General features: G+C 68.4%; 19 protein-coding genes and 1 tRNA gene. 12 read left to right on the top strand and 8 right to left on the bottom strand.

Annotation, left to right across the window (positions count from 1 at the left end; genetic code table 11):
- Position 1: 1 nt before the first annotated feature.
- The 4 genes from pcaD to AVKW3434_RS07665 are packed head-to-tail and all read right to left on the bottom strand — an operon-like array spanning position 2 to position 3468.
- Entirely contained in the window at positions 2-796 is a 795-nt protein-coding gene (pcaD, locus tag AVKW3434_RS07680) for a 3-oxoadipate enol-lactonase (protein ID WP_284405377.1), read from the bottom strand.
- Between the two features lie 34 nt (positions 797-830).
- The gene (pcaF, locus tag AVKW3434_RS07675) at positions 831-2033 is read right to left on the bottom strand and encodes a 3-oxoadipyl-CoA thiolase (RefSeq protein ID WP_284405376.1); all 1203 of its coding nucleotides are present in this window, start codon (positions 2031-2033) and stop codon (positions 831-833) included.
- 50 nt (positions 2034-2083) lie between these two features.
- Positions 2084-2737 carry a 3-oxoacid CoA-transferase subunit B gene (locus tag AVKW3434_RS07670; protein WP_284405375.1) on the bottom strand — a complete coding sequence of 218 codons (654 nt, stop codon included), beginning with the start codon at positions 2735-2737 and terminating at the stop codon, positions 2084-2086.
- Between the two features lie 29 nt (positions 2738-2766).
- Positions 2767-3468 (bottom strand): 3-oxoacid CoA-transferase subunit A, encoded by a 702-nt coding sequence (locus tag AVKW3434_RS07665; protein WP_284393318.1) that lies wholly within the window; start codon positions 3466-3468, stop codon positions 2767-2769.
- Positions 3469-3576: 108 nt separating this feature from the next.
- Between AVKW3434_RS07665 and AVKW3434_RS07660 the strand changes: the two genes are divergently transcribed.
- The 4 genes from AVKW3434_RS07660 to AVKW3434_RS07645 all read left to right on the top strand — a co-directional run bounded on the left by AVKW3434_RS07660 (position 3577) and on the right by AVKW3434_RS07645 (position 9604).
- Positions 3577-4377 carry an IclR family transcriptional regulator domain-containing protein gene (locus tag AVKW3434_RS07660; RefSeq protein WP_284393314.1) on the top strand — a complete coding sequence of 267 codons (801 nt, stop codon included), beginning with the start codon at positions 3577-3579 and terminating at the stop codon, positions 4375-4377.
- 158 nt (positions 4378-4535) lie between these two features.
- A complete protein-coding gene (locus tag AVKW3434_RS07655) occupies positions 4536-6365 on the top strand; it encodes a methyl-accepting chemotaxis protein (RefSeq protein WP_284405374.1) in 1830 nt (609 codons plus the stop codon).
- 122 nt (positions 6366-6487) lie between these two features.
- Positions 6488-6922, top strand: coding sequence for a DUF1841 family protein (locus tag AVKW3434_RS07650; protein ID WP_284393307.1), 435 nt, complete (start codon positions 6488-6490; stop codon positions 6920-6922).
- A gap of 162 nt (positions 6923-7084) precedes the next feature.
- A complete protein-coding gene (locus AVKW3434_RS07645) occupies positions 7085-9604 on the top strand; it encodes a bifunctional diguanylate cyclase/phosphodiesterase (protein WP_284405373.1) in 2520 nt (839 codons plus the stop codon).
- A gap of 37 nt (positions 9605-9641) precedes the next feature.
- Here AVKW3434_RS07645 and AVKW3434_RS07640 read toward each other — a convergent pair whose 3' ends face one another.
- Together AVKW3434_RS07640 and AVKW3434_RS07635 are read right to left on the bottom strand one after the other, a co-directional pair.
- Entirely contained in the window at positions 9642-10691 is a 1050-nt protein-coding gene (locus tag AVKW3434_RS07640) for a hypothetical protein (RefSeq protein ID WP_284405372.1), read from the bottom strand.
- Positions 10692-10901: 210 nt separating this feature from the next.
- A complete protein-coding gene (locus AVKW3434_RS07635) occupies positions 10902-11567 on the bottom strand; it encodes a c-type cytochrome (RefSeq protein WP_284405371.1) in 666 nt (221 codons plus the stop codon).
- A gap of 104 nt (positions 11568-11671) precedes the next feature.
- Here AVKW3434_RS07635 and AVKW3434_RS07630 point away from each other — a divergent pair, with 104 nt between their 5' ends.
- The 6 genes from AVKW3434_RS07630 (at position 11672) to AVKW3434_RS07605 (ending at position 20845) form a co-directional block, all read left to right on the top strand.
- Positions 11672-12526: an AAA family ATPase gene (locus tag AVKW3434_RS07630; RefSeq protein WP_284405370.1), complete on the top strand. Its 855-nt coding sequence runs from the start codon at positions 11672-11674 to the stop codon at positions 12524-12526.
- 10 nt (positions 12527-12536) lie between these two features.
- The gene (locus AVKW3434_RS07625) at positions 12537-12767 is read left to right on the top strand and encodes a hypothetical protein (RefSeq protein ID WP_284393299.1); all 231 of its coding nucleotides are present in this window, start codon (positions 12537-12539) and stop codon (positions 12765-12767) included.
- Between the two features lie 8 nt (positions 12768-12775).
- Complete coding sequence (locus tag AVKW3434_RS07620) at positions 12776-13378, top strand: GNAT family N-acetyltransferase (protein ID WP_272565070.1); 603 nt, start codon at positions 12776-12778, stop codon at positions 13376-13378.
- A gap of 28 nt (positions 13379-13406) precedes the next feature.
- Positions 13407-14594 carry a vWA domain-containing protein gene (locus AVKW3434_RS07615; protein ID WP_284393297.1) on the top strand — a complete coding sequence of 396 codons (1188 nt, stop codon included), beginning with the start codon at positions 13407-13409 and terminating at the stop codon, positions 14592-14594.
- A gap of 98 nt (positions 14595-14692) precedes the next feature.
- On the top strand, positions 14693-16645 hold the full coding sequence (locus AVKW3434_RS07610) for an autotransporter assembly complex protein TamA (RefSeq protein WP_502869040.1): 1953 nt from the start codon (positions 14693-14695) through the stop codon (positions 16643-16645).
- A gap of 18 nt (positions 16646-16663) precedes the next feature.
- Complete coding sequence (locus AVKW3434_RS07605; RefSeq protein WP_284405368.1) at positions 16664-20845, top strand: translocation/assembly module TamB domain-containing protein; 4182 nt, start codon at positions 16664-16666, stop codon at positions 20843-20845.
- Positions 20846-20854: 9 nt separating this feature from the next.
- On the opposite strand, the gene AVKW3434_RS07600 is transcribed toward AVKW3434_RS07605, so the two are convergent.
- A complete protein-coding gene (locus AVKW3434_RS07600; protein WP_272565074.1) occupies positions 20855-21349 on the bottom strand; it encodes a guanylate cyclase in 495 nt (164 codons plus the stop codon).
- Positions 21350-21525: 176 nt separating this feature from the next.
- Here AVKW3434_RS07600 and AVKW3434_RS07595 point away from each other — a divergent pair.
- Together AVKW3434_RS07595 and AVKW3434_RS07590 are read left to right on the top strand one after the other, a co-directional pair.
- Positions 21526-21600: transfer RNA gene (locus AVKW3434_RS07595), tRNA-Arg, on the top strand.
- 257 nt (positions 21601-21857) lie between these two features.
- On the top strand, positions 21858-22364 hold the full coding sequence (locus AVKW3434_RS07590) for a hypothetical protein (RefSeq protein ID WP_284405367.1): 507 nt from the start codon (positions 21858-21860) through the stop codon (positions 22362-22364).
- Positions 22365-22706: 342 nt separating this feature from the next.
- Here the strand turns inward: AVKW3434_RS07590 and AVKW3434_RS07585 are convergent, their stop codons facing one another.
- A complete protein-coding gene (locus tag AVKW3434_RS07585; protein WP_284405366.1) occupies positions 22707-23177 on the bottom strand; it encodes a hypothetical protein in 471 nt (156 codons plus the stop codon).
- Positions 23178-23420: the final 243 nt, after the last annotated feature.

Genomic DNA, 23420 nt, shown 5'->3' with positions numbered 1-23420 from the left:
CTCAGCGCGCCAGGAACGCGGCCAGTGCGGCGTCGAACGCGGCCGGCGCTTCCAGGTTGGACAGGTGCGAGGCCTGCACTTGCGCCAGCTGCGCGCCCGCGATGATGGCCTGCATGGCCTGCGCATCGGCCACCGTGGTCACGGGGTCGACGGTGCCGGCGATCAGCAGCGTGGGCACGCTGATGGCACGGATGGCACTGCGCAGGTCGGCCTGGGCCAGGGCCTCGCAGCAGGCGGCATAGCCCTCGGGGGCAATGCCGGCGATCCAGCCCTGGGCACGCTGCACCACGGCGGGCTGCGCAGCCACGAAGGCATCGGTGAACCAGCGGCTGGGCGACGATGCGGCCAGTTCGGCCATGGCCGCCGTGCCCTTCTCGCGGACCAGCGCGGCGCGCGATGTCCAGCCCTCGGCCGTGCCGATCTTCGCGGCGCTGTTGGCCACCACCAGGTGGTCCAGCCGCGCGGGGGCATTCACGCCCAGCCACAGGCCGGTGAGGCCGCCCATCGAGATGCCGCAGAAGCTGGCGCGCTCGATGGCCAGCGCGTCGAGCAGCGCCAGCACGTCGCTGCCCAGCTGGTCGACCGTGTACGGGCCGGGCGAGGCCACGCTCGCGCCGTGGCCGCGCGTGTCGTAGCGCAGCACGCGGTGCGTGGTGGCGAAGCGCGCGGCTTGCGCGTCCCACATCTCCAGGGTGGTGCCCAGGGAGTTGGAGAGCACCAGCACGGGTGCGCCTTCGGGGCCGTCGAGGCGCACGCGGAAGGCGCCGGCGGGGGTGTGGAGGGTGGCAGTGGACACGGGCTTGATTTCCTGGGGTTTCGCAGCGGGCCGATCAGACGCGTTCAAGCACCACGGCGATGCCCTGCCCCACGCCGATGCACATGGTGGCCAGCGCGTAGCGCCCCCCCGTGGCATGCAGGCGGTTCACGGCCGTGGTGGCAAGGCGCGCGCCGCTGGCGCCCAGCGGATGGCCCAGCGCGATGGCGCCGCCCCAGGCGTTCACGCGCGCGTCGTCGTCCTGCAGGCCCAGCTGGCGCAGCACGGCGATGCCTTGCGCGGCGAAGGCCTCGTTGAGTTCGATCACATCGAGCTGATCGAGCGTGAGGCCCGTCAGCTGCAACACCTTCTGCGTGGCCGGCGCCGGGCCGATGCCCATCACGCGCGGGGCCACGCCGGCCGTGGCCATGCCGACCACGCGGGCCTTCGGCGTGAGGCCGTGCCGGGCGGCGCTCGCCTCGTCGGCCAGCAGCAGCGCGCAGGCGCCGTCGTTCACGCCGCTGGCGTTGCCGGCCGTCACCGTGCCGCCCTCGCGCACCACGGGCTTGAGCTTGGCCAGCGCTTCCAGGCTGGTCTCGCGCGGGTGCTCGTCCTGGTCCACGGTGACGGGCTCGCCCTTCTTCTGCGGCACCTGCACGGGCGTGATCTCGCGCGCCAGGTGGCCGGCCTGCTGGGCGGCCACGGCCTTGCGCTGGCTGGCGAGCGCCATGCGGTCCTGCGCTTCGCGCTCGATGCCGTAGTCGTCGGCCACGTTCTCGGCCGTCTCGGGCATCGAATCCACGCCGTACTGCACCTTCATGAGCTTGTTGACGAAGCGCCAGCCGATGGTGGTGTCGTACACCGCATTGGCGCGGCTGAAGGCGGTTTCGGCCTTCGGCATCACGAAGGGGGCGCGGCTCATGCTCTCCACGCCGCCGGCGATCATCAGGCCCGCTTCGCCGGACTTGATGGCGCGCGCGGCCGTGCCCACGGCGTCCAGGCCCGAGCCGCACAGGCGGTTGATGGTGGCGCCGGGCACGTCGATCGGCAGGCCGGCCAGCAGCGCGGACATGCGGGCGACGTTGCGGTTGTCTTCGCCGGCCTGGTTGGCGCAGCCGTAGAGCACGTCCACCACGGCGGCCCAGTCCACATTCGGGTTGCGGGCCATCAGCGCCTTGAGCGGGATGGCGCCCAGGTCGTCGGTGCGCACGCTGGACAGGGCACCGCCGTAGCGGCCGAAGGGCGTGCGGATGGCGTCGCAGATGAAGGCTTGCGTCATGGTCTTTGTCTCCAGGGTGTTGGTCGGGAAAGGCGCCGCGGCGGCCGGTGTCAGGCGTGCGATGGCCGGATGGGCAGGCCCACGAGGCGTTCGAGTTCGGCATGGTCGAGGCCCGGCACGGCATCGATGAGCACCAGGCCCTCGGGCGTGCAGGCCAGCGTGGCCAGGTCGCTGTAGATGCGCTTGACGCAGCCGATGCCGGTCAGCGGGTAGGTGCATTGCGGCACGACCTTGGACTGGCCCTGCTTGGTGAGCAGGTCCATCATCACCCAGGTCTGCTTGGCACCGATGGCCAGGTCCATGGCGCCGCCCACGGCGGGGATGGCGCCGGGCTCGCCCGTGCTCCAGTTGGCCAGATCGCCCGTGGCGCTGACCTGGAAAGCGCCCAGCACGCAGATGTCCAGGTGGCCGCCGCGCATCATGGCGAAGCTGTCGGCATGGTGGAAGTACGCACCGCCCGCCAGCAGCGTGACGGGTTGCTTTCCGGCGTTGATGAGGTCGTAGTCCTCGTCGCCCGCGGCCGGCGCCGGGCCCATGCCCAGGATGCCGTTCTCGCTTTGCAGGATGACTTCGCGGCCCGGCGGAATGTGATTGGCCACCAGCGTGGGCTGGCCGATGCCCAGGTTGACGTAGGCACCGTCGTGGATGTCCTGCGCCACGCGGGCGGCCAGTTCGTCTTTGCTTCTTTTTTGATAGCTGCTCACGCTAGCTCCTGTTGCGCTGGGGGCCATTTTTATGCTGACTTCTTGAAGCCGCCGGCCTGCGTGGCCACGCGGTCGATCCGCACCACGTGGCTCACGTAGATGCCGGGCGTGACGATGGCCTCGGGGTCGAGCGCGCCCAGCTCCACCACCTCGTGCACCGTGGCCACCGTGCGCCGCGCGGCGGTCGCCATCACCGGGCCGAAGTTGCGGGCGGACATGCGGTAGGTGAGGTTGCCCCAGCGGTCGCCCCGCTCGGCCTTGATCAGCGCCACGTCGCCCTGGATGGGGTACTCCAGCACGTACTGCTTGCCGCCGATCTCGCGCGTTTCCTTGCCCTTGGCCAGCTCCGTGCCGTAGCCCGTGGGACAGAAGAAGGCGCCGATGCCCGCCCCGGCCGCGCGAAGGCGCTCGGCCAGGTTGCCCTGGGGCACCAGTTCCAGCTCCAGCTGGCCGGAGCGGTACAGGCCGTCGAACACGTGGCTGTCCACCTGGCGCGGAAAGCTGCAGATGATCTTGCGCACCCGGCCGGCCTTGAGCAGCGCGGCCAGGCCCGCTTCGGCGTTGCCGGCGTTGTTGTTCACCACGGTGAGGTCGCGCGCGCCCTGCTCGATCAGCCCGTCGATCAGTTCGCCGGGAATGCCGGCGGTGCCGAAGCCGCCGATCAGCACGGTGGCGCCATCCTGAATGCCCGACAGGGCCTGGGCCACGGAATCCGCAATCTTGTTGATCATGGGGAAAGGAGAGCCTAAAGGTGAGAATTCGGGTCCCGCCGGAGCGGCTAGGCATTTGTTCGCATATAGAACAAATGTTCGTATAATGAATTTTAGGACCAAATGCTTATGAGCGATACCCCCGCGGAGACTGGTGATAACCCTAGGCCGGGCGACAGCTATGTGCAGTCGTTCGCCCGTGGGCTGGAGGTGATCCGCTCGTTCAGCGCCACCGCGCCGCAGCAGACGCTGAGCGAAGTGGCCGCCCGCACGGGCCTCACGCGCGCCGGGGCGCGGCGCATCCTGCTCACCTTGCAGACGCTCGGGTACGTGGAAAGCGATGGGCGGCTGTTCCGGCTGACCCCACGCATCCTGGACCTGGGCTTTGCCTACCTGTCGTCCATGCCGATCTGGGATCTGGCCGAGCCGACGATGGAAGCGCTAGTGGACCAGGTGCACGAATCCTGCTCGGCCGCCGTGCTGGACGGCAGCGACATCGTCTACGTGCTGCGCGTGCACACCCACAAGATCATGAGCACCAACCTGGGCGTGGGCTCTCGCCTGCCCGCCTTCTGGACGTCGATGGGCCGCGTGCTGCTGGCCGGCCAGCCCGATGCCGACGTGGTGGCGCTGCTGCCGAAGGTGCCGCGCCAGCGGCTCACACCCCACACCCTGCTGGACGACGACGCCCTGCTCGCTGCCGTGCGCCAGGCCCGCGCGCAGGGCTGGTGCCTGATCAACCAGGAACTGGAAGAGGGCCTGATCTCGGTCGCCGCGCCGCTGCGCAACCGGGCCGGGGAGACGGTGGCGGCGCTCAACATCAGCGGGCAGGCCAACCGGACCAGCGCCGAGATGATGCAGACCGAGTTACTGCCGGCCCTGCTCAAGGCGGCCGAAGCCATCTCGCGCACGCTGGGCACGCGCCGCTGAACGGCGGGCCGCTGTGGAATTTTCCCCACAGCCCACCGATGAAGCCGCCAAAAAAAGGGCAGCTTCCAAGGGCCTTGGCAATTAGTGGTTACGATTAATGACAAATTGGCGACCTGCCGTTGCCAGCCTCCCATCGGTCATTTCCAAGTAGCCCTTTCATGAAAAATCTCAAACTGGGTGCCCGTCTGGGCCTCGGCTTCGGCGTGGTGCTTCTGCTCATGGCGATCATCACCGGCGTGAGTCTGGTTCGCCTGGCAGAGCAGGACGACGGGTCTCAAAACGTCATCAACGATCTGTATCCCAAAGCCGTGGCCAGCCAGCAACTGTCCTATCTCACCATGGACACGGCCCGCGCCGTGCGCAACCTCATCATCCTGCCCGATGAACAGGCCATGGCGCCCCACAAGGCGGCGCTGGACCGGAACGGCCCCGCAGGTACGGCGATCATCGAAACGCTGGAAAAGCTGGCCGACACCCCGGAAGAACGCGCCCTCATCCAGGACATCAAGACCCAGCGCGCAGCCTACGTCGCCTTCAGCCAGGAGGTGGCGGCGCTCGGCCTGCAAAACCAGAAAGACGAGGCGCGACAGCTGCTGTTCGGCCCCCGATTTGCCTTGCAGGGCACCTATCTGGCCACGCTGAAGAAGATGGTGGACCTTCAAGAAAAGAACATGCAGGAAGGTGGCGCAAAAACCCACGCCGCGTACCTCAGTGCCCGCATGATCGTCTGGGCCGTGGCGCTCATCGCCGCGCTGCTCGGCGCGGCCTGTGCCTTCTTCATCACCCGTTCCGTCACGGTGCCCTTGCAGGACGCCGTGGACGCCGCCGACCGCGTGGCCGACGGCAACCTGAGCGTGCCGATCGTGGCGCAATCCAGGGACGAAACCGGCGCCCTGCTGACCGCCCTGCAGCGCATGCAGAGCAACCTGGTGCAGACCGTGGGCACCGTGCGCGGCAATGCCGAGAGCGTGGCCAACGCCAGCGCGGAGATCGCCCAGGGCAACAACGACCTGAGCCAGCGCACCGAGCAGCAGGCCTCGGCCCTGGAAGAGACCGCCGCATCGATGGAGGAACTGGGCAGCACCGTGCGCCAGAACGCCGACAACGCCCGCCAGGCCAACCAGCTCGCGCAGGATGCGAGCGACGTCGCGGTGAAGGGCGGCGAGGTGGTCAACCAGGTGGTGGACACCATGAAGGGCATCAACGACAGCTCGCGCAAGATCTCGGACATCATCTCCGTGATCGACGGCATTGCCTTCCAGACCAACATCCTGGCGCTCAACGCCGCCGTGGAAGCCGCCCGCGCGGGCGAGCAGGGGCGCGGCTTTGCCGTGGTGGCCAGCGAGGTGCGCAGCCTGGCCGGACGCTCGGCCGATGCCGCCAAGGAAATCAAGAACCTCATCAGCGCCAGCGTGGAGCGCGTGGAACAGGGCACGGCCCTGGTGGACCAGGCCGGTGCCACCATGCAGGAGGTGGTGACCTCCATCCGCCGAGTGACCGCCATCGTGGGCGAGATCAGCGCGGCCAGCCGCGAGCAGAGCGATGGCGTCGCCCAGGTCGGCGAAGCCGTGGTGCAGATGGACCAGGCCACCCAGCAGAACGCCGCCCTGGTCGAGCAAAGCGCGGCCGCAGCCTCGGGCTTGCGCGTGCAGGCGGACCAACTGGTGCAGGCCGTGGCCGTGTTCAAGCTGGCCCCCGGCAGCGGCATGGCAGCGCCGCGCCCTGCGGTAATGGCCCCGCCTGCCTCGGCGCCGGTTCGCCCGACGGCCGCCTTGCCCGCACAGGCGGCCACAGCAGCCCGGCCCACGCCCAAGACCGCGCCCTCCCGGCTGTCGGCTCCCGCCGCCAAAGCGCCGGCGGGCAAGGCCCCCGCGGCCCCCACGGCCCCCGCCCCGAAGCCCCGCGCCATCGCCGCGCCCCCCGCCGCCGCAGCAGCAACGCCCGCAGCAGGCGGCAAGCACAACGCCGACGACTGGGAGACCTTCTGACAGCTTGCGGCCGGCCGCGCCGGCGATGCGGGGCGCAGCGGCGCACCGCATGCCGGAATGCACGGTTTCCTCCCGTGCAACCCCTGCCTGAAACCCGCTTTGCCCGTGCTACGCTGGCTGCCATGTTCAATCCGTCCCAAGCCGATGTGCGGCGCTTTTTCTGCGCCGTGTACGCCAAATCCCAGGCCGGCCAGCCCATGGAAGCCATCGAGACCCTGGCCAGCCTGTGGATCGCAGAGCACCCCGAATACCACGCCGATCTGGCCGATGTCGATGCAGCCCTGGCCCGCAACTACGACGAGACGCCGGACCGCACCAACCCCTTCCTGCATCTGTCCATGCACCTGTCGATCAGCGAGCAGTGCAGCATCGACCAGCCCCGCGGCATCCGCCAGGCGGTCGAACTGCTGGCCGCCCGCAAGGACTCGCTGCTCGATGCGCACCATGCCGCCATGGAATGCCTGGGACAGATGCTGTGGGAAAGCCAGCGTTCCGGCCGCCCGCCCGATGGCGATGCATATGTCGCCTGCGTGCAGCGGCGCGCCACCCGGGACTGAGGGCTCACCGCCTGCCGCACGCCGCCATGTCCAGAACCGCCCTCCAGATCGCTGACCGGCTGGCAGCGTCGCCCGCCGCCGCGGCAGCTCCTCGGGCCAGGCCGCACCGTGCACGGTGCCCACGCACCCGCGGTGCCCTCGCACCCGACCAGGGGGCCTGACATGCGCCGGTGGCAGATTTCGCTGCGCACCGCAATTGCCGTCCCGTTCGCCGTGCTGTTCGCGGCCACCGTGGCATTGCATGCCTTCACGCAGCAGCGGCAGATCGGCCACCTGATCGACCAGGAAAGCGTGCGGCTGCTGGACGCCGTGACGCTCACCGCCCGGGACCGGCTGTCGCGCTTTCTCTCCCGGCCCTTCGAGATCCAGCGCGACATCGCCGATGCGATCGGCCGCCACGGCCTGTACCAGCCGGGCGACATGCGGCCCATCCACGAACACCTGCGCGCCGTGTTCGACGCCCTGTACCGCGACGAGCGGCAGATCAGCCTGCTCAGCTTCGGCAGCCGCGACGGCGAATACACCGGCATGCGCCGCGAAGCGGACGGCTTTCGGCTCATCCTCAAGGACCGCTCCACCGAGGGCCTGATGCACGTGTACCAGAGCGGCACGCCCGACGCGGTGTCGGCCTCGTTCCGCGGCTACGATCCGCGCACACGGCCCTGGTACGTGCCCGTGGCCCGGTCCGGGCAGGCGGGCTGGTCGCCGATCTACACCACGGCCGGAGAGCGCGCCGATGTGACCATCTCGGCCGCCTCCGCCGTGATCGCCAGCGGCCAGATGGTGGGCGTGATGGAGGCCGATGTGCGCCTGGACACGCTCAACCAGTTCCTGCGGGACGACCCCTTGCGCGGGAACGGCCACATCTTCATCCTGGACACGGAGCAGCGGCTGGTGGCGCAGTCCGAAGGCGGCTCGGTGCTATCGGAGCAGCCCGCCCCGCGCGGCGGAGAGCGCGAGCGGCTCACCGCCGGCCGGAGCGCCAGCGCGCCCATCCGCGCCGCCGCCGCCGCCCTGCCCCACGCCCGCTCCGATGCGGGCATCGATTTTCAGTTCGCATACAACGGCGAGCGCTACTTCGCCCGCGTGACCCCGTTCACGCAGCAGCCCGGCATCGACTGGCGCATCGTCGTGCTGCTGCCCGAGTCGGACCTGCTGGGCGACACGCGCGTCATCAGTCGCCGTTCCATTCTGGCGGCGAGCGGCATCGCCCTGCTCGGGCTGCTGCTGGGGCTGTGGGCAGTGCAGCGCGTGGCGCGCCCCATCCTGCTCACGGCCGACGCCGCCAACCGCCTGTCGCGCGGCGACTGGGAACCGGGCCTGCTGCCGCACACCAGCGCACTGCGCGAGACCACGACCCTCATCCAGGCCTTCAACCAGATGGCCGACCGGCTGCGCCAGTCCTTCCAGCAGATGCGCGAGCAACTGCTGAGCGATCCCCTCACCCGCCTGCTCACCCGGCGCGGCCTGCTGGAGAAAGCCGACTGGAAATCCCCGCGCTGGGCCGTGCTGAGCCTGGTGGGGCTGGATGCCTTTCGCGCCATCAACGACAGCGTGGGCTTCGGCACCGGCGACCGGCTGATGCAGGCCATCGCCGAGCGCATGCGCCAGCACCTGCCGGCCACCGTGCTGATGGCGCGACTCGGCGGCGACGAGTTCGCGCTGCTGCACCTGGACGGGCACGCGGTGGCGGAAGACACCATCGGCAAGGCCGTGCTGGGCCTGTTCTCCACCCCGTTTTCCGTGGGGGCGGACGAGGTCATGCTCAATGCCTCGGTGGGCGTGGTCGCGGGCTCCCTGGCGGGCGAGCATCTGGCGGAATGGCTGCGCAACGGCAGCATCGCGCTGGGCGAGGCCAAGCGGCGCGGCCGCAACCAGTGCGTGGTGTTCGAGCCCTGCATGGTCGAGCAGTCGATGGAGCGCACGCGGCTGGCCATCGAACTGCGCCAGGCGCTGGAAAAAGGCCAGTTCCTCGTGCACTACCAGCCCGTGATCGACCTGGCCAGTGGGCGCGTCACAGGGGCGGAAGCCCTGGTGCGCTGGAACAGCCCCACGCGCGGGCTGGTGCCGCCCGGCACGTTCATTCCCATCGCCGAGGAATCCGACCTCATCCTGGCCCTGGGCGACTGGGTGCTGCGCGCGGCCACGCAGGCCATTGCGGACCAACTGAACCGCCTGCCGGAGGGCTTCGACATCCATGTGAACGTGTCGGCGCGCCAGCTCATCCAGTCGGACTTCCCCGCCACGCTGCAGCAGGTGCTGCGCGACAGCAGACTTCCGCCGGAACACCTCACGCTGGAGCTGACCGAATCGGTACTGATCGAGGACGACGGCGTGACGCAGGCACGCCTGGCCGCCATCCGCGCGCTGGGCGTGAAGATCGCCATCGACGATTTCGGCACGGGGTATTCCTCGCTGGCCTACCTGAGCCGGCTGCCGTTCGATTGCCTGAAGATCGACCAGCGCTTCGTGCGCAACCTGCTGCATTCGCCCCAGGACGCGGCCATCGTGACCGCCGTGCTCCACATCGCCAAGGGGTTCGGCGTGGCCGTGGTGGCCGAGGGCGTGGAAACCGAGGGCGAGGCCCGCCAATTGCGCGCCATGGGCTGCGCCCAGGCCCAGGGCTACCAATTCGGCCGGCCGGCACCCCTGGAACTCATGGACCTGTCCCCGCGCGAGTGAGAACCCCGCAGGGCCCCGGACGGGCCTGCAGCGGTGGCTATGCGTCCGTGCCGCCGAGGCGCGTCAGGGAAACGAGGCCAGCGCTGGACACCTGCAACTCGACCTGCGCGTTCGCAGGGCCGACTGGCGCGGCCATCGTCGCCCCGTCCTGGCCCAGCCGCGCCGACCGCAGGTCATTCGCGGCCAGCACCGCCATCGCCTGCTGAAGGGCCGTGTCGACGATCCGCGCGGCCGCCGCGCCGGTCTCACCCCGGTACCTGGCGCCCTCGACGATGCACCGAACGCCCTCGGACGGCCGGGAAAAGCCGATGCGCCTGCCCATTGCCAGCCAGCTGTGCACCGCCATCCGCACCTCTGCCGGCGCCGTCGGCACCGCACTCAGCACCGGACCATCGAGCGCGCCGAGAAGTGCCGGCAGCAAGGCGTACAGCGCCGCTTTCGCCGCCTCGCTGCGTTGCGCTGCGGACGCCTGCGCAAGGCCGGGCAGATGGGCCGCCAGGTGCAGATAGACGCGGTAGTAGTCGGCGAACTCGCGGGGCGTGCGCGCCTGATCCACGCCGAATGTCGCGGCCTCCGACTGCAGCGGCTGCGAAGGCGCGGGCCCGCCAAAGGATCCGCCCGGCAATTCGCACAGCGCCACCCAGTCCATGAAATCGATGCACTGGAACACCGGGGCCCCCGCCACGCCCAGCGAGGCCAGGAACGCCTGCGCGCTGCGCAGGTCTGCGGCGGTGAGCAGCCGATGCTCTTGCAGGACGCGCTGGACCTGCGCGACCACCGCAGGGCTGGCATCGCCGGCTTCGGCAAGCGCCAGGGTGCGAAGGTCGCTCGACCCCAGCGTCATCAGCTTGACCGGGCTGACCGCCAGCCCCAAGCCGGGCAGCAGCGCCATGGGAGACCCGTGCAGTCCTTTCTGCGTGCCATCCAGCAGGGCGGTCTCATCGGGGAAGTGGTAATGGGCCCCGGGCGAAGCGATGGCCCAGTCCAGCCACTGCGGCCCGCCGTCCACGAAGGCCAGGGCGTGCCGCCCCGACTCCGACAAGGCAGAGGAATTCTGTAGTTGGCGACCGGCGACGGAAATGCTCATGCGTTGGCCTCATGGAGATGCGTTGATGGGATGGAACGAAAGACAGGGCACACCAAAATATAACGCCCCTCCACGCCGATCCGGACCTCCATCGGCCCTGCTGCGCACCCGCCCCGGGGCATGGCCTGAGCCATCTTTCAGCCAAAGAAAAACCCGCCAGAAGGCGGGTTGGGACGGACAGCTGCGGGGCGAGGCCCCGGCGCGCGACGGTCAGCGAAAACGCGACTGCGGCATCACCTGCAGCTCGCCGTCGAGCGAACCGATGTAGCCCGCCAGCGCCTTCAGTTCGGCATTCGTGAACTGCTTGGCAATGCCCGCCATGATGGCGTTGGAGCGGCCCAGGTGCGCGTTGTTCGGGTCGGCCTTGTAGGCCTTGAGCGCCACGAACAGATAGTCCGCATGCTGGCCTGAAATCTTGGGATACGACGGATCGATGGGCTTGGCGAAGTTATCGCCGTGGCAGGACACGCACGCGCCCTTTTGCAGCAGCTGCGCCACCTGCACGCTCGGCTCGCGCGTGGGCTTGGCCGGCAGGTTGGCACCCTCGCGCACCTGGGCCGCGTAGTACGCGGACACATCGGCGATGTCCTGGTCGGTGAGCGAGTCGGCAATGCCGCGCATGGTCGGGTGCTTGCGGTCGCCCTTCTTGTAGGCGTTCAGGGCCGAGGCGATGTAGCGCTCGCCCTGCCCCGAAATCATGGGCACCTTGTGCACTTCGGGAAAGCTGGCCTGGTAGCCCGGGATGCCGTGGCAACCGATGCACATGGCGACCTTGCCCTGGCCCGCCTTGGCATCGCCCTTGGTCTCCTGGGCCTGCGAAACCGCGGTCACGCAAGCGACAGCCAGGGCAAATATCGTGGTCAACTTCTTGTTCATTTTGCGCGCACAATCTCGTGGAAGTTTGTCGGTGCTCGGGCAGAAAACGATTATAGCCAGCGCCTTTCCAGGCCTTTTATCAACGATTACCCTATTTACGGCCCATGAAATTCCAAGGCTCACAGAGTTACGTTGCCACCCAGGACCTGATGCTCGCAGTGAATGCGGCCATCACCTTGCAGCGCCCGCTGCTCGTCAAGGGCGAGCCCGGCACCGGCAAGACCATGCTGGCCGAAGAGGTCTCGCGCGAGCTGGGCATGCCGCTCCTGCAGTGGCACATCAAGTCCACCACCAAGGCGCAGCAGGGGCTGTATGAGTACGACGCCGTGAGCCGCCTGCGCGACAGCCAGCTGGGCGATGCCGACAGCAGCGAGCGCGTGAAGGACATCCGCAACTACATCGTGCAGGGCGTGCTGTGGCAGGCCTTCACCGCCGACCAGCCCGTGGCGCTACTGATCGACGAGATCGACAAGGCCGACATCGAATTCCCGAACGATCTGCTGCGCGAGATCGACCGCATGGAGTTCTACTGCTACGAGACGCGCGAACTCATCCGCGCCAAGCACCGGCCGCTGGTCTTCATCACGTCCAACAACGAAAAAGAGCTGCCCGACGCGTTCCTGCGCCGCTGCTTCTTCCACTACATCAAGTTCCCCGAAGCCGAGACGATGCGCAAGATCGTCGACGTGCACTTTCCCACGCTCAAGGCCGAACTGCTCGCCGTGGCGATGAAGACGTTCTACGACGTGCGCGGCCTGCCGGGCCTGAAGAAGAAGCCGTCCACCAGCGAACTCATCGACTGGCTCAAGCTGCTCGTGGCCGAAGACATTCCGCTCGAAGCCCTGCAAAGCGCCGACCAAAAGGTCGCCGTGCCGCCGCTCGTGGGTGCCCTGCTCAAGAACGAACAGGACGTGGGCCTGTTCGAGAAGCTGGTCTTCATGAACCAGCGCAACCGATGAAGGGCCCGCGATGAGCAGCGCACGCCGCCTGCTGATGGAAGGCCTGTCCGACGCCGTGGGTTTCGTGGGCGGCGCGCTCGCGGGCTACTGGATCGGCCACCTGCTGGGCTTCGACATCTTCACCTCGGGCTACGGCCCGTCCAGCCTGGCGGGCATCGCCCTCGTGGGCCTGGGCGGCGGCTTCGGCCTGCAGGCGGCGCGGCGCTGGCGCGCCAGCCGCGCACCCAGCGACAAGGAGTGATTCTTTCCATGGCTTTCGTCGAACCCGTCACCCTGCGCGATCGCGGCATCCGCCTGGAGCCCCTCGCGCTGTCGCATGAAGAGGGCCTGCGCGCCGCGGCCACCGACGGCGCGCTTTGGACGCTGCGCATCACCTCCGTCCCCGAGCCGCAGGACGTGCGCGCCTACATCGAGACCGCCCTGGCCGGCCGCGAGCAAGGCCACCGCTTCGCCTTCGCCGTGGTGCAGGAAGACACCGGCAAAGTGCTGGGCACCAGCAGCTACCACGACATCGTGCCGGCCGTGAAGCGCGTGGAGATCGGCTTCACCTGGTATGCCAAGAGTGTGCAGCGCACGCATGTCAACACCACGTGCAAGCTGCTGCTGCTGGGCCACGCCTTCGACACGCTGGGCTGCCACGTGGTGGGCTGGCGCACCGACAACTACAACTTCGCCTCGCAGCGCGCCATCGAGCGCCTGGGTGCAAAAAAAGACGGCGTGCTGCGCGGCCACGCGCTGCGCCGCGACGGCACCATCCGCGACACGGTGATGTACAGCATGCGCTCGGGCGAATGGCCGGAAGCCAAAGCCCAGTTGCTATACCTTTTGCAGCAGCATGCCCTAGTGGAATAAGCGCCACAGGGCTAAAAGGCTTCAACCCATGCTGATCGACTTCTTCTACACCCTGCGCGCCGGCCAGTTGCCGGTGTCGGTGAAGGAATACCTCACCCTGCTGGAGGCCCTGCAGGCCGGCGTGGTGGGCCCGAATTCCGACGACGCCTGGAGCCTGGACGACTTCTACCACCTCGCGCGCACCGTACTCGTGAAGGACGAGAAGCACTTCGACAAGTTCGACCGGGCCTTCGGCGCCTACTTCAAGGGCGTGGAGATGGTGGCCGACTTTCGCAAGGACATCCCCGCCGACTGGCTGCGCAAGATCCTGGAGCGCGAGCTCACGCCCGAGCAGAAGGCCGCCATCGAGAAGATGGGCTGGGACGAGTTGATGGAGACGCTCAAGAAGCGCCTGGAAGAGCAGAAGGAACGCCACGAGGGCGGCAACAAATGGATCGGCACGGGCGGGACCAGCCCCTTCGGGCACGGCGGCTACAACCCGCAGGGCGTGCGCATCGGCGGCGCGGGCAAGAACAAGAGCGCCGTGAAGGTGTGGGACCAGCGTGCCTACAAGGACTACGACGACACGCAGGAACTGGGCACGCGCAACATCAAGGTGGCGCTGCGGCGGCTGCGCAAGTTCGCTCGCGAAGGGCACGAGATGGAGCTGGATCTGCCGGACACCATCCGCAGCACGGCGGCCAACGCGGGGTACCTGGACATCAAGATGGTCCCCGAGCGCCACAACAACGTGAAGGTGCTGCTGCTCATGGACGTGGGCGGCACGATGGATGAACACGTGCAGCGCGTGGAAGAACTTTTCTCGGCCGTGAAGACGGAATTCAAGCACCTGGAGTTCTATTACTTCCACAACTGCGTGTACGACTTCATGTGGAAGAACAACCGCCGCCGCTTCGCCGAGAAGTTTCCGACCTGGGACATCATCCGCAAGTACAACAAGGACTACAAGCTCATCTTCGTGGGCGATGCCACCATGAGTCCCTACGAGATCCTGCAGCCCGGCGGCAGCGTGGAATACGACAACGAAGAGGCCGGCGCCGAGTGGCTGCAGCGTTTGATCCATGCCTTTCCCCGGTTCGCCTGGATCAACCCCGAGCCCCAGGGCGTGTGGCAGTACCGGCAGAGCATCGGCATCATCCAGCAGATCGTGGGCCAGCGCATGTATCCGCTGTCGCTCAAGGGCCTGGAAGAAACCATGCGGCTGCTGTCCAAGTGACCGCCTGACCGCCGGGACCACCCAGCGCGCGCCGCTGTCTGACAGCGGCGGTGCGTTTTTCAGGCCATAGTGCCCCCAATTGCCGTTGCGCACCCCGGATGCGACGGCCTGGCAGCACCCCCTTCCAGCCCCACCAAGCCCTCTTTTACGTGTCCCTCCCCGCAACGCATTCTTCGAGACGATTTCCGACGCCGGCCTTGTGGCCGGCGTTGCTGCTTTCGAGCCTGGTGGCCCTGCAAGGCTGCAGCCTGCTGCCGGGCGCCAAGGAAGGCACGGTGGACAACAACACCATCCAGTCCGATGCCGGTGCGGGCACCGGGCCCGATGCGTTCTCACTCGAAGTGCGCGCACCCGATGCCGTGCGCGAATACCTCACGCGGCACATGGAGCTGCAGCGCTTTCGCCAGCTGCCCGACCTGCAGTCGAGCGAGATCACCCGCCTGCTGGGCGCGGCCGAGTCCAACGCGCGAGAGTTGCTCGGCACCCTGGGCTATTTCAGCCCCACGCTCACCATCACGATGCAGGAGACGCCCGGCAGCGCCGGCGCGCCGCGCACCATCACCGTGAAGGTGGAGCCCGGCCCGCAGACCCGCGTGGCCCGCGCCGACATCGATTTCACCGGCACCGAGGCCGATTCGCCCCAGTTCGCCAACCGGCGCGCGCGTGTGCAGCGCAGCTGGTCGCTCGCGCCCGGCCAGCCCTTCACGCAGGACGCCTGGGACGGCGCCAAATCCCAGGGCCTGCGCCAATTGCAGGCCACCCGCTATCCCACCGCCAGCATCGCCAAGAGCCGCGCGGAAATCGACGCCGACCGCAACGAAGCCCAGCTGGGCGTGACCTACGACCCCGGACCGCCCTACCGCTTCGGCGCGCTGCGCGTGCAGGGCGGCGAGCGCTACAGCGCCGACGGTGCGCGCCGCATTGCCCGCCTGCCCACGGGCGCCGACTACAGCGAAGCCCAGTTGCTCGATGCGCAGATGCGGCTGGCCAGCAGCGGCTACTACGACGCCGTGTTCCTCTCGCTGGAAACCGACGGCAACGACCCGCAGGCCGCGCCCGTGGTGGCCCAGGTGCGCGAGGCACCCCTGCAGAAGGTGGTGTTCGGCGTGGGCCTGTCGACCGACAGCGGCCCGCGGCTGAGCGTGGACCACATCCACAACCAGTTGCCCGGCATCGGCTGGCGCGCCGTCAGCAAGGTCTCGGTGGACCGCAAGAACAAGCTGCTGTCCACCGACTGGACCGACCTGCCCGGCGAGGACGGCTGGCGCTGGTTCACCGGCGCGCAGGTGCAGCGCGAGACCACGGGCGACTACGAGGTCAACAGCAGCCGACTGCGGGGCGGCCGCAGCAAGAGCACCGACCACATCGACCGCAGCTATTTCCTGCAGCACGACACCGCCAAGAGCCAGGGCACGGACGCGCCGCCCTCCAGCGCGGCCATCAGCGCCAACTACGGCTGGACGGGCCGCTACTTCAACAACACCACCAATCCCACGCGGGGCTTCGGCCTGGCCGCGGAGTTGGGCGTGGGCACCACGCTGCGGCCCGAGCGCGACCCGTTCGTGCGGGCCTACCTGCGGTGGCAGTCGTTCTACCCCATGGGCCGCGTGGACATGGGCGAAGGCGTCACTCGCACCAGCCGGCTGGCCCTGCGCGCCGAAGGCGGTGCAGTGCTCGCGCGCCGCGCGGCCGAGATCCCGGTGACCACGCTGTTCCTGACCGGGGGCGACACCACGGTGCGCGGTTACGGCTACCGTGAGATCGGGGCGCGCACCTCCAACGGCCAGCTGTATGGCGGTCGCTACCTGGCCGTGGCCAGCGCCGAATGGCAGCGGCCCATCGAGTTCCGCGGCAACCGCACCGATTTCGAAACCGCCATGTTCATCGATGCCGGTGCCGTGGCCGACCGCGCGGGCGACCTGGACCCGCGCGTGGGCGTGGGCGCCGGCCTGCGCTGGCGCAGCCCCGTGGGGCCGCTGCAGGCCGACGTGGCCTATGGCGTGCAGGCCAAGCAACTGCGGCTGCACCTGAGGCTGGGCTTCAGCTTCTGACCGCACTCTGAAAGACCCATGGCGACGCGCCCTCCCCGAAACCCCTACGCCGCCGCCGCGGCCCCCGTTCCCGCGCCCCGGCGCCGCCGCGGCTGGCGCATCGCCGCCTGGACCCTCGCCGCGCTGCTGGCCCTGGTCGCCCTCGTCCTCGGTGCGGCCTGGTGGTGGGCCGGCGGCCAGGCCTCGCTGGCCACCACGCTGGACCGCGCGGCACGCTACCTTCCCGCCGACCAGCAACTCGAAACCCGCGACGTGACCGGCTCGCTGCGCGCCGGCGGCCACATCGGCTGGCTGCGCTGGAGCAGCCCCACGCTGGCGGTGGAAGTCAACGATGCGCGCATTGCCTGGCAGCTGGCGCCCTTGCTGCAGCGCCAGCTCACGCTGGGCGAAGTGCATGCGGCCGAGGTCAAGATCATCCCGCAGGGCCCGCCCCGCACCGAACCCGACACGCCGCCGCAGCCGCTGCAATCGCTGGAACTGCCGCTGCGCATCGACCTGCCGTTCCGCGTGGACACCATCACCTGGGCAGCGCCCAGCCCGGTCACCGCGCAGGGGCTGGCAGGCCACTACCGCTACGACGGCACCCACCACCGACTGGCGCTGGACAGCGTGGCCTTCGCCCAGGGCCACTATTCCGGACAGGCCACCGTGCAGGCCCAGGCGCCGATGGCGCTGGAGCTGAAGGCCGACGGCACCGTGCGCACGGCATCGCCGGGCGGCGGCGACGACATCGAAGCCAAGGCCCATGCCGAGGCCAAAGGCACCTTGGCCACCGCAGCCGCACGGCTGCAGATCACCGCCCAATTGCAGGCACAGGCCGCCGAGCCATTGACAGCGGCTCCGCCGGCAGCGGGAGCCTCCCGCCCCGGCCCATCCACAAAACCCGGCAAGCCCGCAGCCCGCCCCGCGGCGCCCGCCGAACCGATGCGTGCCGACGTGCAGGCCGAGATCGCACCCTGGGCTGCGCAGCCCGTGCTGCAGGCGCGCGCCGATGTCGAATCGCTCGACTTGGCCGCCCTGTGGCCGCAGGCTCCCGTGACCTCGCTGAGCGGGCAGTTGCGCGTGGACCCGGCCGCTGCTGCCGCACCCGGTGCCACCGCCGCAGGCTGGGCCATCGGTGCCCAGTTGCGCAACGCCGTGCCGGGCCCGTGGGACCAGCGCCGGCTGCCCCTGGAAAGCATCGATGCCCAGGCCGCCTTCGACGGCACGCAGTGGACCCTGCCCGACGCCACCGCGCGCATCGGCAACGGCAGCGTGGCACTGCAGGGCCGCTTCACCCCCGCCACGCGCGCCATGGAAGGCCGTGCCGAAGTGCGGGGCCTTCGCCCCAGCGCCCTCTACAGCACCCTGGACTCCACCCCCGTCGCCGGGCAGGCGCAGGCCCGCAGCGAAGGCGGCGACGGCGAACCGCTGGTGCGCTTTTCCGCCGACCTGCGTGCCACCGGCACCGCGGCACCCCGGCGTGCCGGCGCGCCGGCAGCCTTGCGCGTCGAGCGGCTGGCCACCGAAGGCACCTGGCAAGGCAGCCGGCTGGCGCTCGCCCGCCTGCAGCTCGATGCCCTGCAGGCGCAGGTGAATGCACGCCAGTTGCAGATCGGCACGGCCGACCTGTCGGTCAAAGGACAGTTGCAGGCCACCGTGCCGGGTGCCACGGCCCAGATGGACGGCCAGATCGCTCCCCGGGCGGGCAACGGCCAGCTGGATCTGCGGGTGGCCGATGCGCAGCGCGTGCAGCGCTGGATCGAGTCCTTGCCCGGCCTGGCCACCGCCCTGCGCGGCGCATCCATGCAGGGCGACGCCCAGCTCACCACCCGCTGGAACGGCGGCTGGCAGACCCTGCAGCGCCAATTGCAGGCGGCGGGCCTGCTGGCCCCGGCCGCCGCAGGCACGGCCCGCGCCGGTGCCGGCGAGCGGTTCGAATGGCAGGCCCGGCTGGCCGCGCCGCGCTTCGACGTCTCCCTGCCCGCCAGCGGCTCCGCCGCACCCATGGCCGTGCGGCTCACGGCGGTGCGCGCCGAACTGGCCGGCGGGTTGCCCCAGTCCACGCTGTCGCTGGACGGCGAGGCACGCGTGGACCGGCGCCGACTGGACCTGCGCCTGCGCGGCACCGCGGGCACGGCCGCCCCCGGGCAATGGAACGCGCAGATCACCGAGTTGCGTGCGCAGGCCCGCGACGACCAATTGCCCGGCCCCTGGACGGTGCAGTTCAACCAGCCGCTGTCCGTTGCTCTGCGCCAGTCGCCCAGCCTGCAGGTGGAGACCTCGGGCGGCCAGGCCACCGTCTCCGGCCCGGCACCGGGGCAGGTCACGCTGCACTGGGAGCCCGTCCGCTTTGCCCAGGCCGCCAATGGCGCCATCGCCTTGCGCACGCAGGGCCGCCTGCAGGGGTTGCCCATGGCCTGGACGGAAGCGTTCGGCCCCCAAGGCCAGGAAGCATTGCAGCGCCTGGGCCTGGCCGGCAACCTCGTGTTCGACGGCGACTGGGACGTGGATGCGGGCGACACCCTGCGCGCCAGTGCCAGCGTGCGGCGCGCCAGCGGCGACATCCGCGTGCTGGCCGGCAGTGCCGCGCCCACCACGACGGTGGTGCACAGCAGCGGCCAGGGCCAGGGCACCGGCCGCGCGCAGGCAAGCGAAGGGCCCGGCACGCCAGCGGGCGTGCGGCAGGCCGAAGTGCAGCTGCAGGCCGAGGGCGACACCGTGCGTGCCCGCGTGCAGTGGGACAGCGAACGTGCAGGCCGCGTGCAGGCCGAGGGCAGCACCCGCCTGGCCCGTGCCGATGGCGGCTGGCAATGGCCTGCCGACGCACCGCTGGCCGCCACCGTGCGCGCCCAGTTGCCGGACGTGGGCGTGTGGTCCGCCCTGGCACCGCCGGGCTGGCGCGTGAAGGGCACGCTGGACGCCAATGTCGCCCTCGCCGGCAACCGCGCCGCACCCCGCTGGAGCGGCACGCTCGGCGCCGACCAACTGTCGGTGCGCTCGCTCATCGACGGCGTGGACCTGCAGGACGGGCGCCTGCGTGCCACGCTGAACGGCGACCGGCTCGACATCACCGAATTCCGCGTGAACGGCGGCCAGGGCAGCAACGCACGCATCGCCGGTTTCAGCGGCAACCGCACCGCGGCCCCACGCGACGGCGGCACGCTCACCGGCAAAGGCAGCGTGTCGTGGACCACGGGCGGCAGCGGCGCCACCGGCTCCGGCATCGCCATGGACTTCGACGCCGAGGCGCGCGCCCTGCAGGTGCTGGTGCGCGCCGACCGCCAGGTCAGCGTGTCCGGCAATCTGCAGGCGCGGTTGCGCCAGGGCCAGTTCACGCTGCGCGGCAAGCTCACCACCGACCGCGCCACCATCATCCTGCCCGAGGCCGGCGCACCCAGCCTGGGCACCGACGTGGTCGTGCGCTCCGCCGCCAAGGACCGCGAAACCGTCAAGCAGGCCGAACGCGCGGGCCAGGCCGCCGGCCGCGTGGAAGCCGCCAAGCCGCCGGACATCGCCGTCACCCTCAACCTGGGCGACGACTTTGCGCTGCAGGGCCACGGCATCACCACCCGCCTGGCGGGCGAGCTGGAAATCCGCGGCGCCACCGTCGCCGGGGCGCCGCCGCGCGTCACCGGCGAGGTGCGCACCGTGGAAGGCCGCTACCGCGCCTGGGGCCAGTCGCTCGATGTGGAGACGGGCCTGGCACGCTTCAACGGCCCATACGACAACCCCGCGCTGGACATCCTCGCCATCCGGCCGAACATCAGCGTGCGCGCCGGCGTGCAGGTCACCGGCTCGGCCAAGGCGCCGCGCGTGCGGCTCTATTCCGACCCCGATCTGCCCGACGCCGAAAAGCTCTCCTGGGTGGTGCTGGGCCGCAGCGGCGCCGCCGGCGGCGCCGAGGCCGCGTTGCTGCAACAGGCGGCGCTGGCGCTGCTCGGGGGCAACGGCAATGCCGGTGCCGGCAACTTCGCCAAGCGCGTGGGGCTCGACGAGATCGGGTTCAAGGGCCCCGGCTCGGGCGAGGATGCCTCCGCCGCCGCGCTCACCTTCGGCAAGCGCCTGTCCAAGGACCTGTACGTGACCTACGAGCGCAGCCTCTCGGGCGCCCTGGGCACGCTGTACATCTTCTACGACCTGACCAAGAGCCTCACGCTGCGTGGCCAGACCGGCGCACAAAGCGCGGTGGACCTGATCTACACGGTGCGGTACGACTGACGGGGCCCATCAGCCCGCCGCCGCGCGGGCGAACTGGGGCGCGTTCTGCACCCGGCCATCCCCGTGCGGCAGATAGGGATAGAGCAGGCCCCCCGCGGCCTGCAGCAATTCGAACTGGGCGGACGCCAGCCCTTGCTCCACCAGATCGAAATGGCACAGCGTTCCGTACAGGCCGCCGCGGTGATCGGTCACCGGCACGCCGTGGTAGGCCACCACCACCCCGCGGAACGAGCTGGCCAGCAGCCGCTCGTCATGCATCGAGTTGTCCACCAGCAGCGAGCCATCGCGCAGCACGAACTGGCAAAAGCTGTTGTCCAGCGCCACCACGGCCAGCGCCTCGGGCCGGATCTGGTGCTGCTTGTCGTAGAGAAAGACGTTGATGAGCTGCGACTCGATCACCTGAAAGACGCCGGTGTACCGATGCGGCACACCGCGGTTGAGGGCCTCCATGGCGGGAGAGAGTCCCTCCGCCTGGAGCATGGCGTGGAACTGTGGAGGCGTCATCGGTGAAATCATTGCGGAGGCATTTTAGAGCGGCGCACCGCCCGGGGGCGCGTTGCCGCTGCGGAAATGCGGCGCTCACATGGCCTGTGGCCCCGTGCCGGGCGCGATCTTCTTTTGCGGAGGTCTCAGCACAGCGGGGAAAAGCTGCCACGGCCACGCCTTTACAATCGCCCGTCCTCCTCGTAGTTCAATGGATAGAACGAGTGCCTCCTAAGCGCTAGATACAGGTTCGATTCCTGTCGAGGGGACCACTGATTTACTTACAAATCAACGGCTTACGTTCAGCGCCCTCCCTTCGGGGACATGGCGGGGACATAGGACAGTGCATCCGCGTCGCCGAATGGTCAGTCAGCATATCTCCTGACGTCGGCGCCCTAACAGGGGAGTCACCTTGCCGAGAAAGCCTCGATTAGGCCAGTGCGCCATTTGCGGCATGCACGGCGATGTCACACGAGAACATCTTCCTCCTGCAAAGTTGTACTCGGCTAATGAGCGCGCGGCGCTTCAGATGAACATCATCAAAGCCTGCCTTCGTTGTAACAACGGCGGTTCAAGTGATGACGAAAATCTAAAAATCTTGCTTGGGCTCGTTACCGGTGATGGTGGACGGAATGCGAACCAGATCATTGACCATCTTGCATCAACGCTTGAAAAAAATAAGATATTGCAAACGACGATTTTTGAAGGCCGGTTAACTAATACTCCAACCGGCCGCCAGATTGCGATTGAATTTGACCAGGCTTCGTACTGCCGCTCAGTTACTCGCATTACGAAGGGGCTTTACTTTTCGGAATCCGGCAAAGCACTCGGACTGGCTGCTTGGGTGTCAGTCTTTGAGCCCTCAAATAGTTATATCGCTGTGGATAACGCCTTAAGGTCCATGCCTCGGAAGTCGCTCAACGGAGGCACTTTCACTTATGCGCATCAAATTTTTGAGGACGGTGGCAGTGTGTGGCAGTTCAACTTTTTTAATCGCCACGAGGTATTAGCTTGGACGGGTCCTCCTGTCCCCTGAGCCGTTATCTCCTGATCTGTCGGTGCAGGGTCATGAGGGGCCTCGCTGTCGTGCCGCATCGCCGCGGTCAGCGTGTTCCCGATGCTAACGTGCCCGTACCAGATATGGAAGGCGGACACCTCGGGAAGCTTGCCGGTGCCGCATTCGCGGATGGGTTCAGGCGGTAGGTGATCCGCACCTTGCCGAAGGCAGGAGTATCTATGACGGCGGTCAGGGTGGGGGGCCGGCCGCTGCCGGCGGGTGGGAGCAACTTGCTGCCCGGCGGAAATTTCCTCGCCCGGGATCTTGGATAGTATCCCGTTGTCTGCACCAAAACCATTCATTTGGGGAATCCCCCCTCCGTCAAATAGGCATAGTGGATGATCGGAAATAAAAAAGTATCGCCGCCAGTATCACACCCACTAAAAAGCATGCCAAGGCGGAAAATCCAATAAACCAAGACAAAAAGCTATTTTCAGTACGAAGACCGTCCCGCTTCAACATGTCCAGCCAAAGGATTTTTCCTTCCGCTACGCTCAGCCAATCGGACCTCCAGCCGATTAATGCACGATTGATGCGTATATTCTGATTTACATGTGACCCGCCAACAAAAACCAGCCCCAACACAAATACGGCGAGAATTAAATAAGACATCCAAATTTGTCGATAGCCTGGAACGGCGCCGATAAACGCAAGCATCCCTGCAGCCCCTCCGCCGTTAATAGCCAGGAGGTAATTCCAAGCCGCTTTCTCAGCTTCGCTTGACATCAATCTGAGATGATCAAAGCGTTTTTCGAAATAATCGGACTGCATACGCTGAGCGTCTCCAATCATGATGGACCTCCGTTGTCGAATACCTCCATTCTGGGGGAGCCAGGAGGCCGCCGCCAGCCCCCGACGAGGCGGAGGCTACTCACTCCGCAGATCGGTCTTTACGGGCGCGCGGCAGTTGGTCAGCGCTGTCGGCAACTGCCCCTCATAACCCTCCCGCCTCTCGTTTGCCGCCATCGCTGCGCGCGCAAAGTCATCCACCGACGCGCCCAGGCGCAGGGCCTCAGAGGGCATGGCCGGCCGGTC

This window comes from Acidovorax sp. SUPP3434 (assembly GCF_030159015.1).
Classification (GTDB): domain Bacteria; phylum Pseudomonadota; class Gammaproteobacteria; order Burkholderiales; family Burkholderiaceae_C; genus Paracidovorax.
The sequence above is the reverse complement of the archived record's forward strand: the minus strand, read 5'-3'. Positions and strand labels throughout refer to the sequence as shown.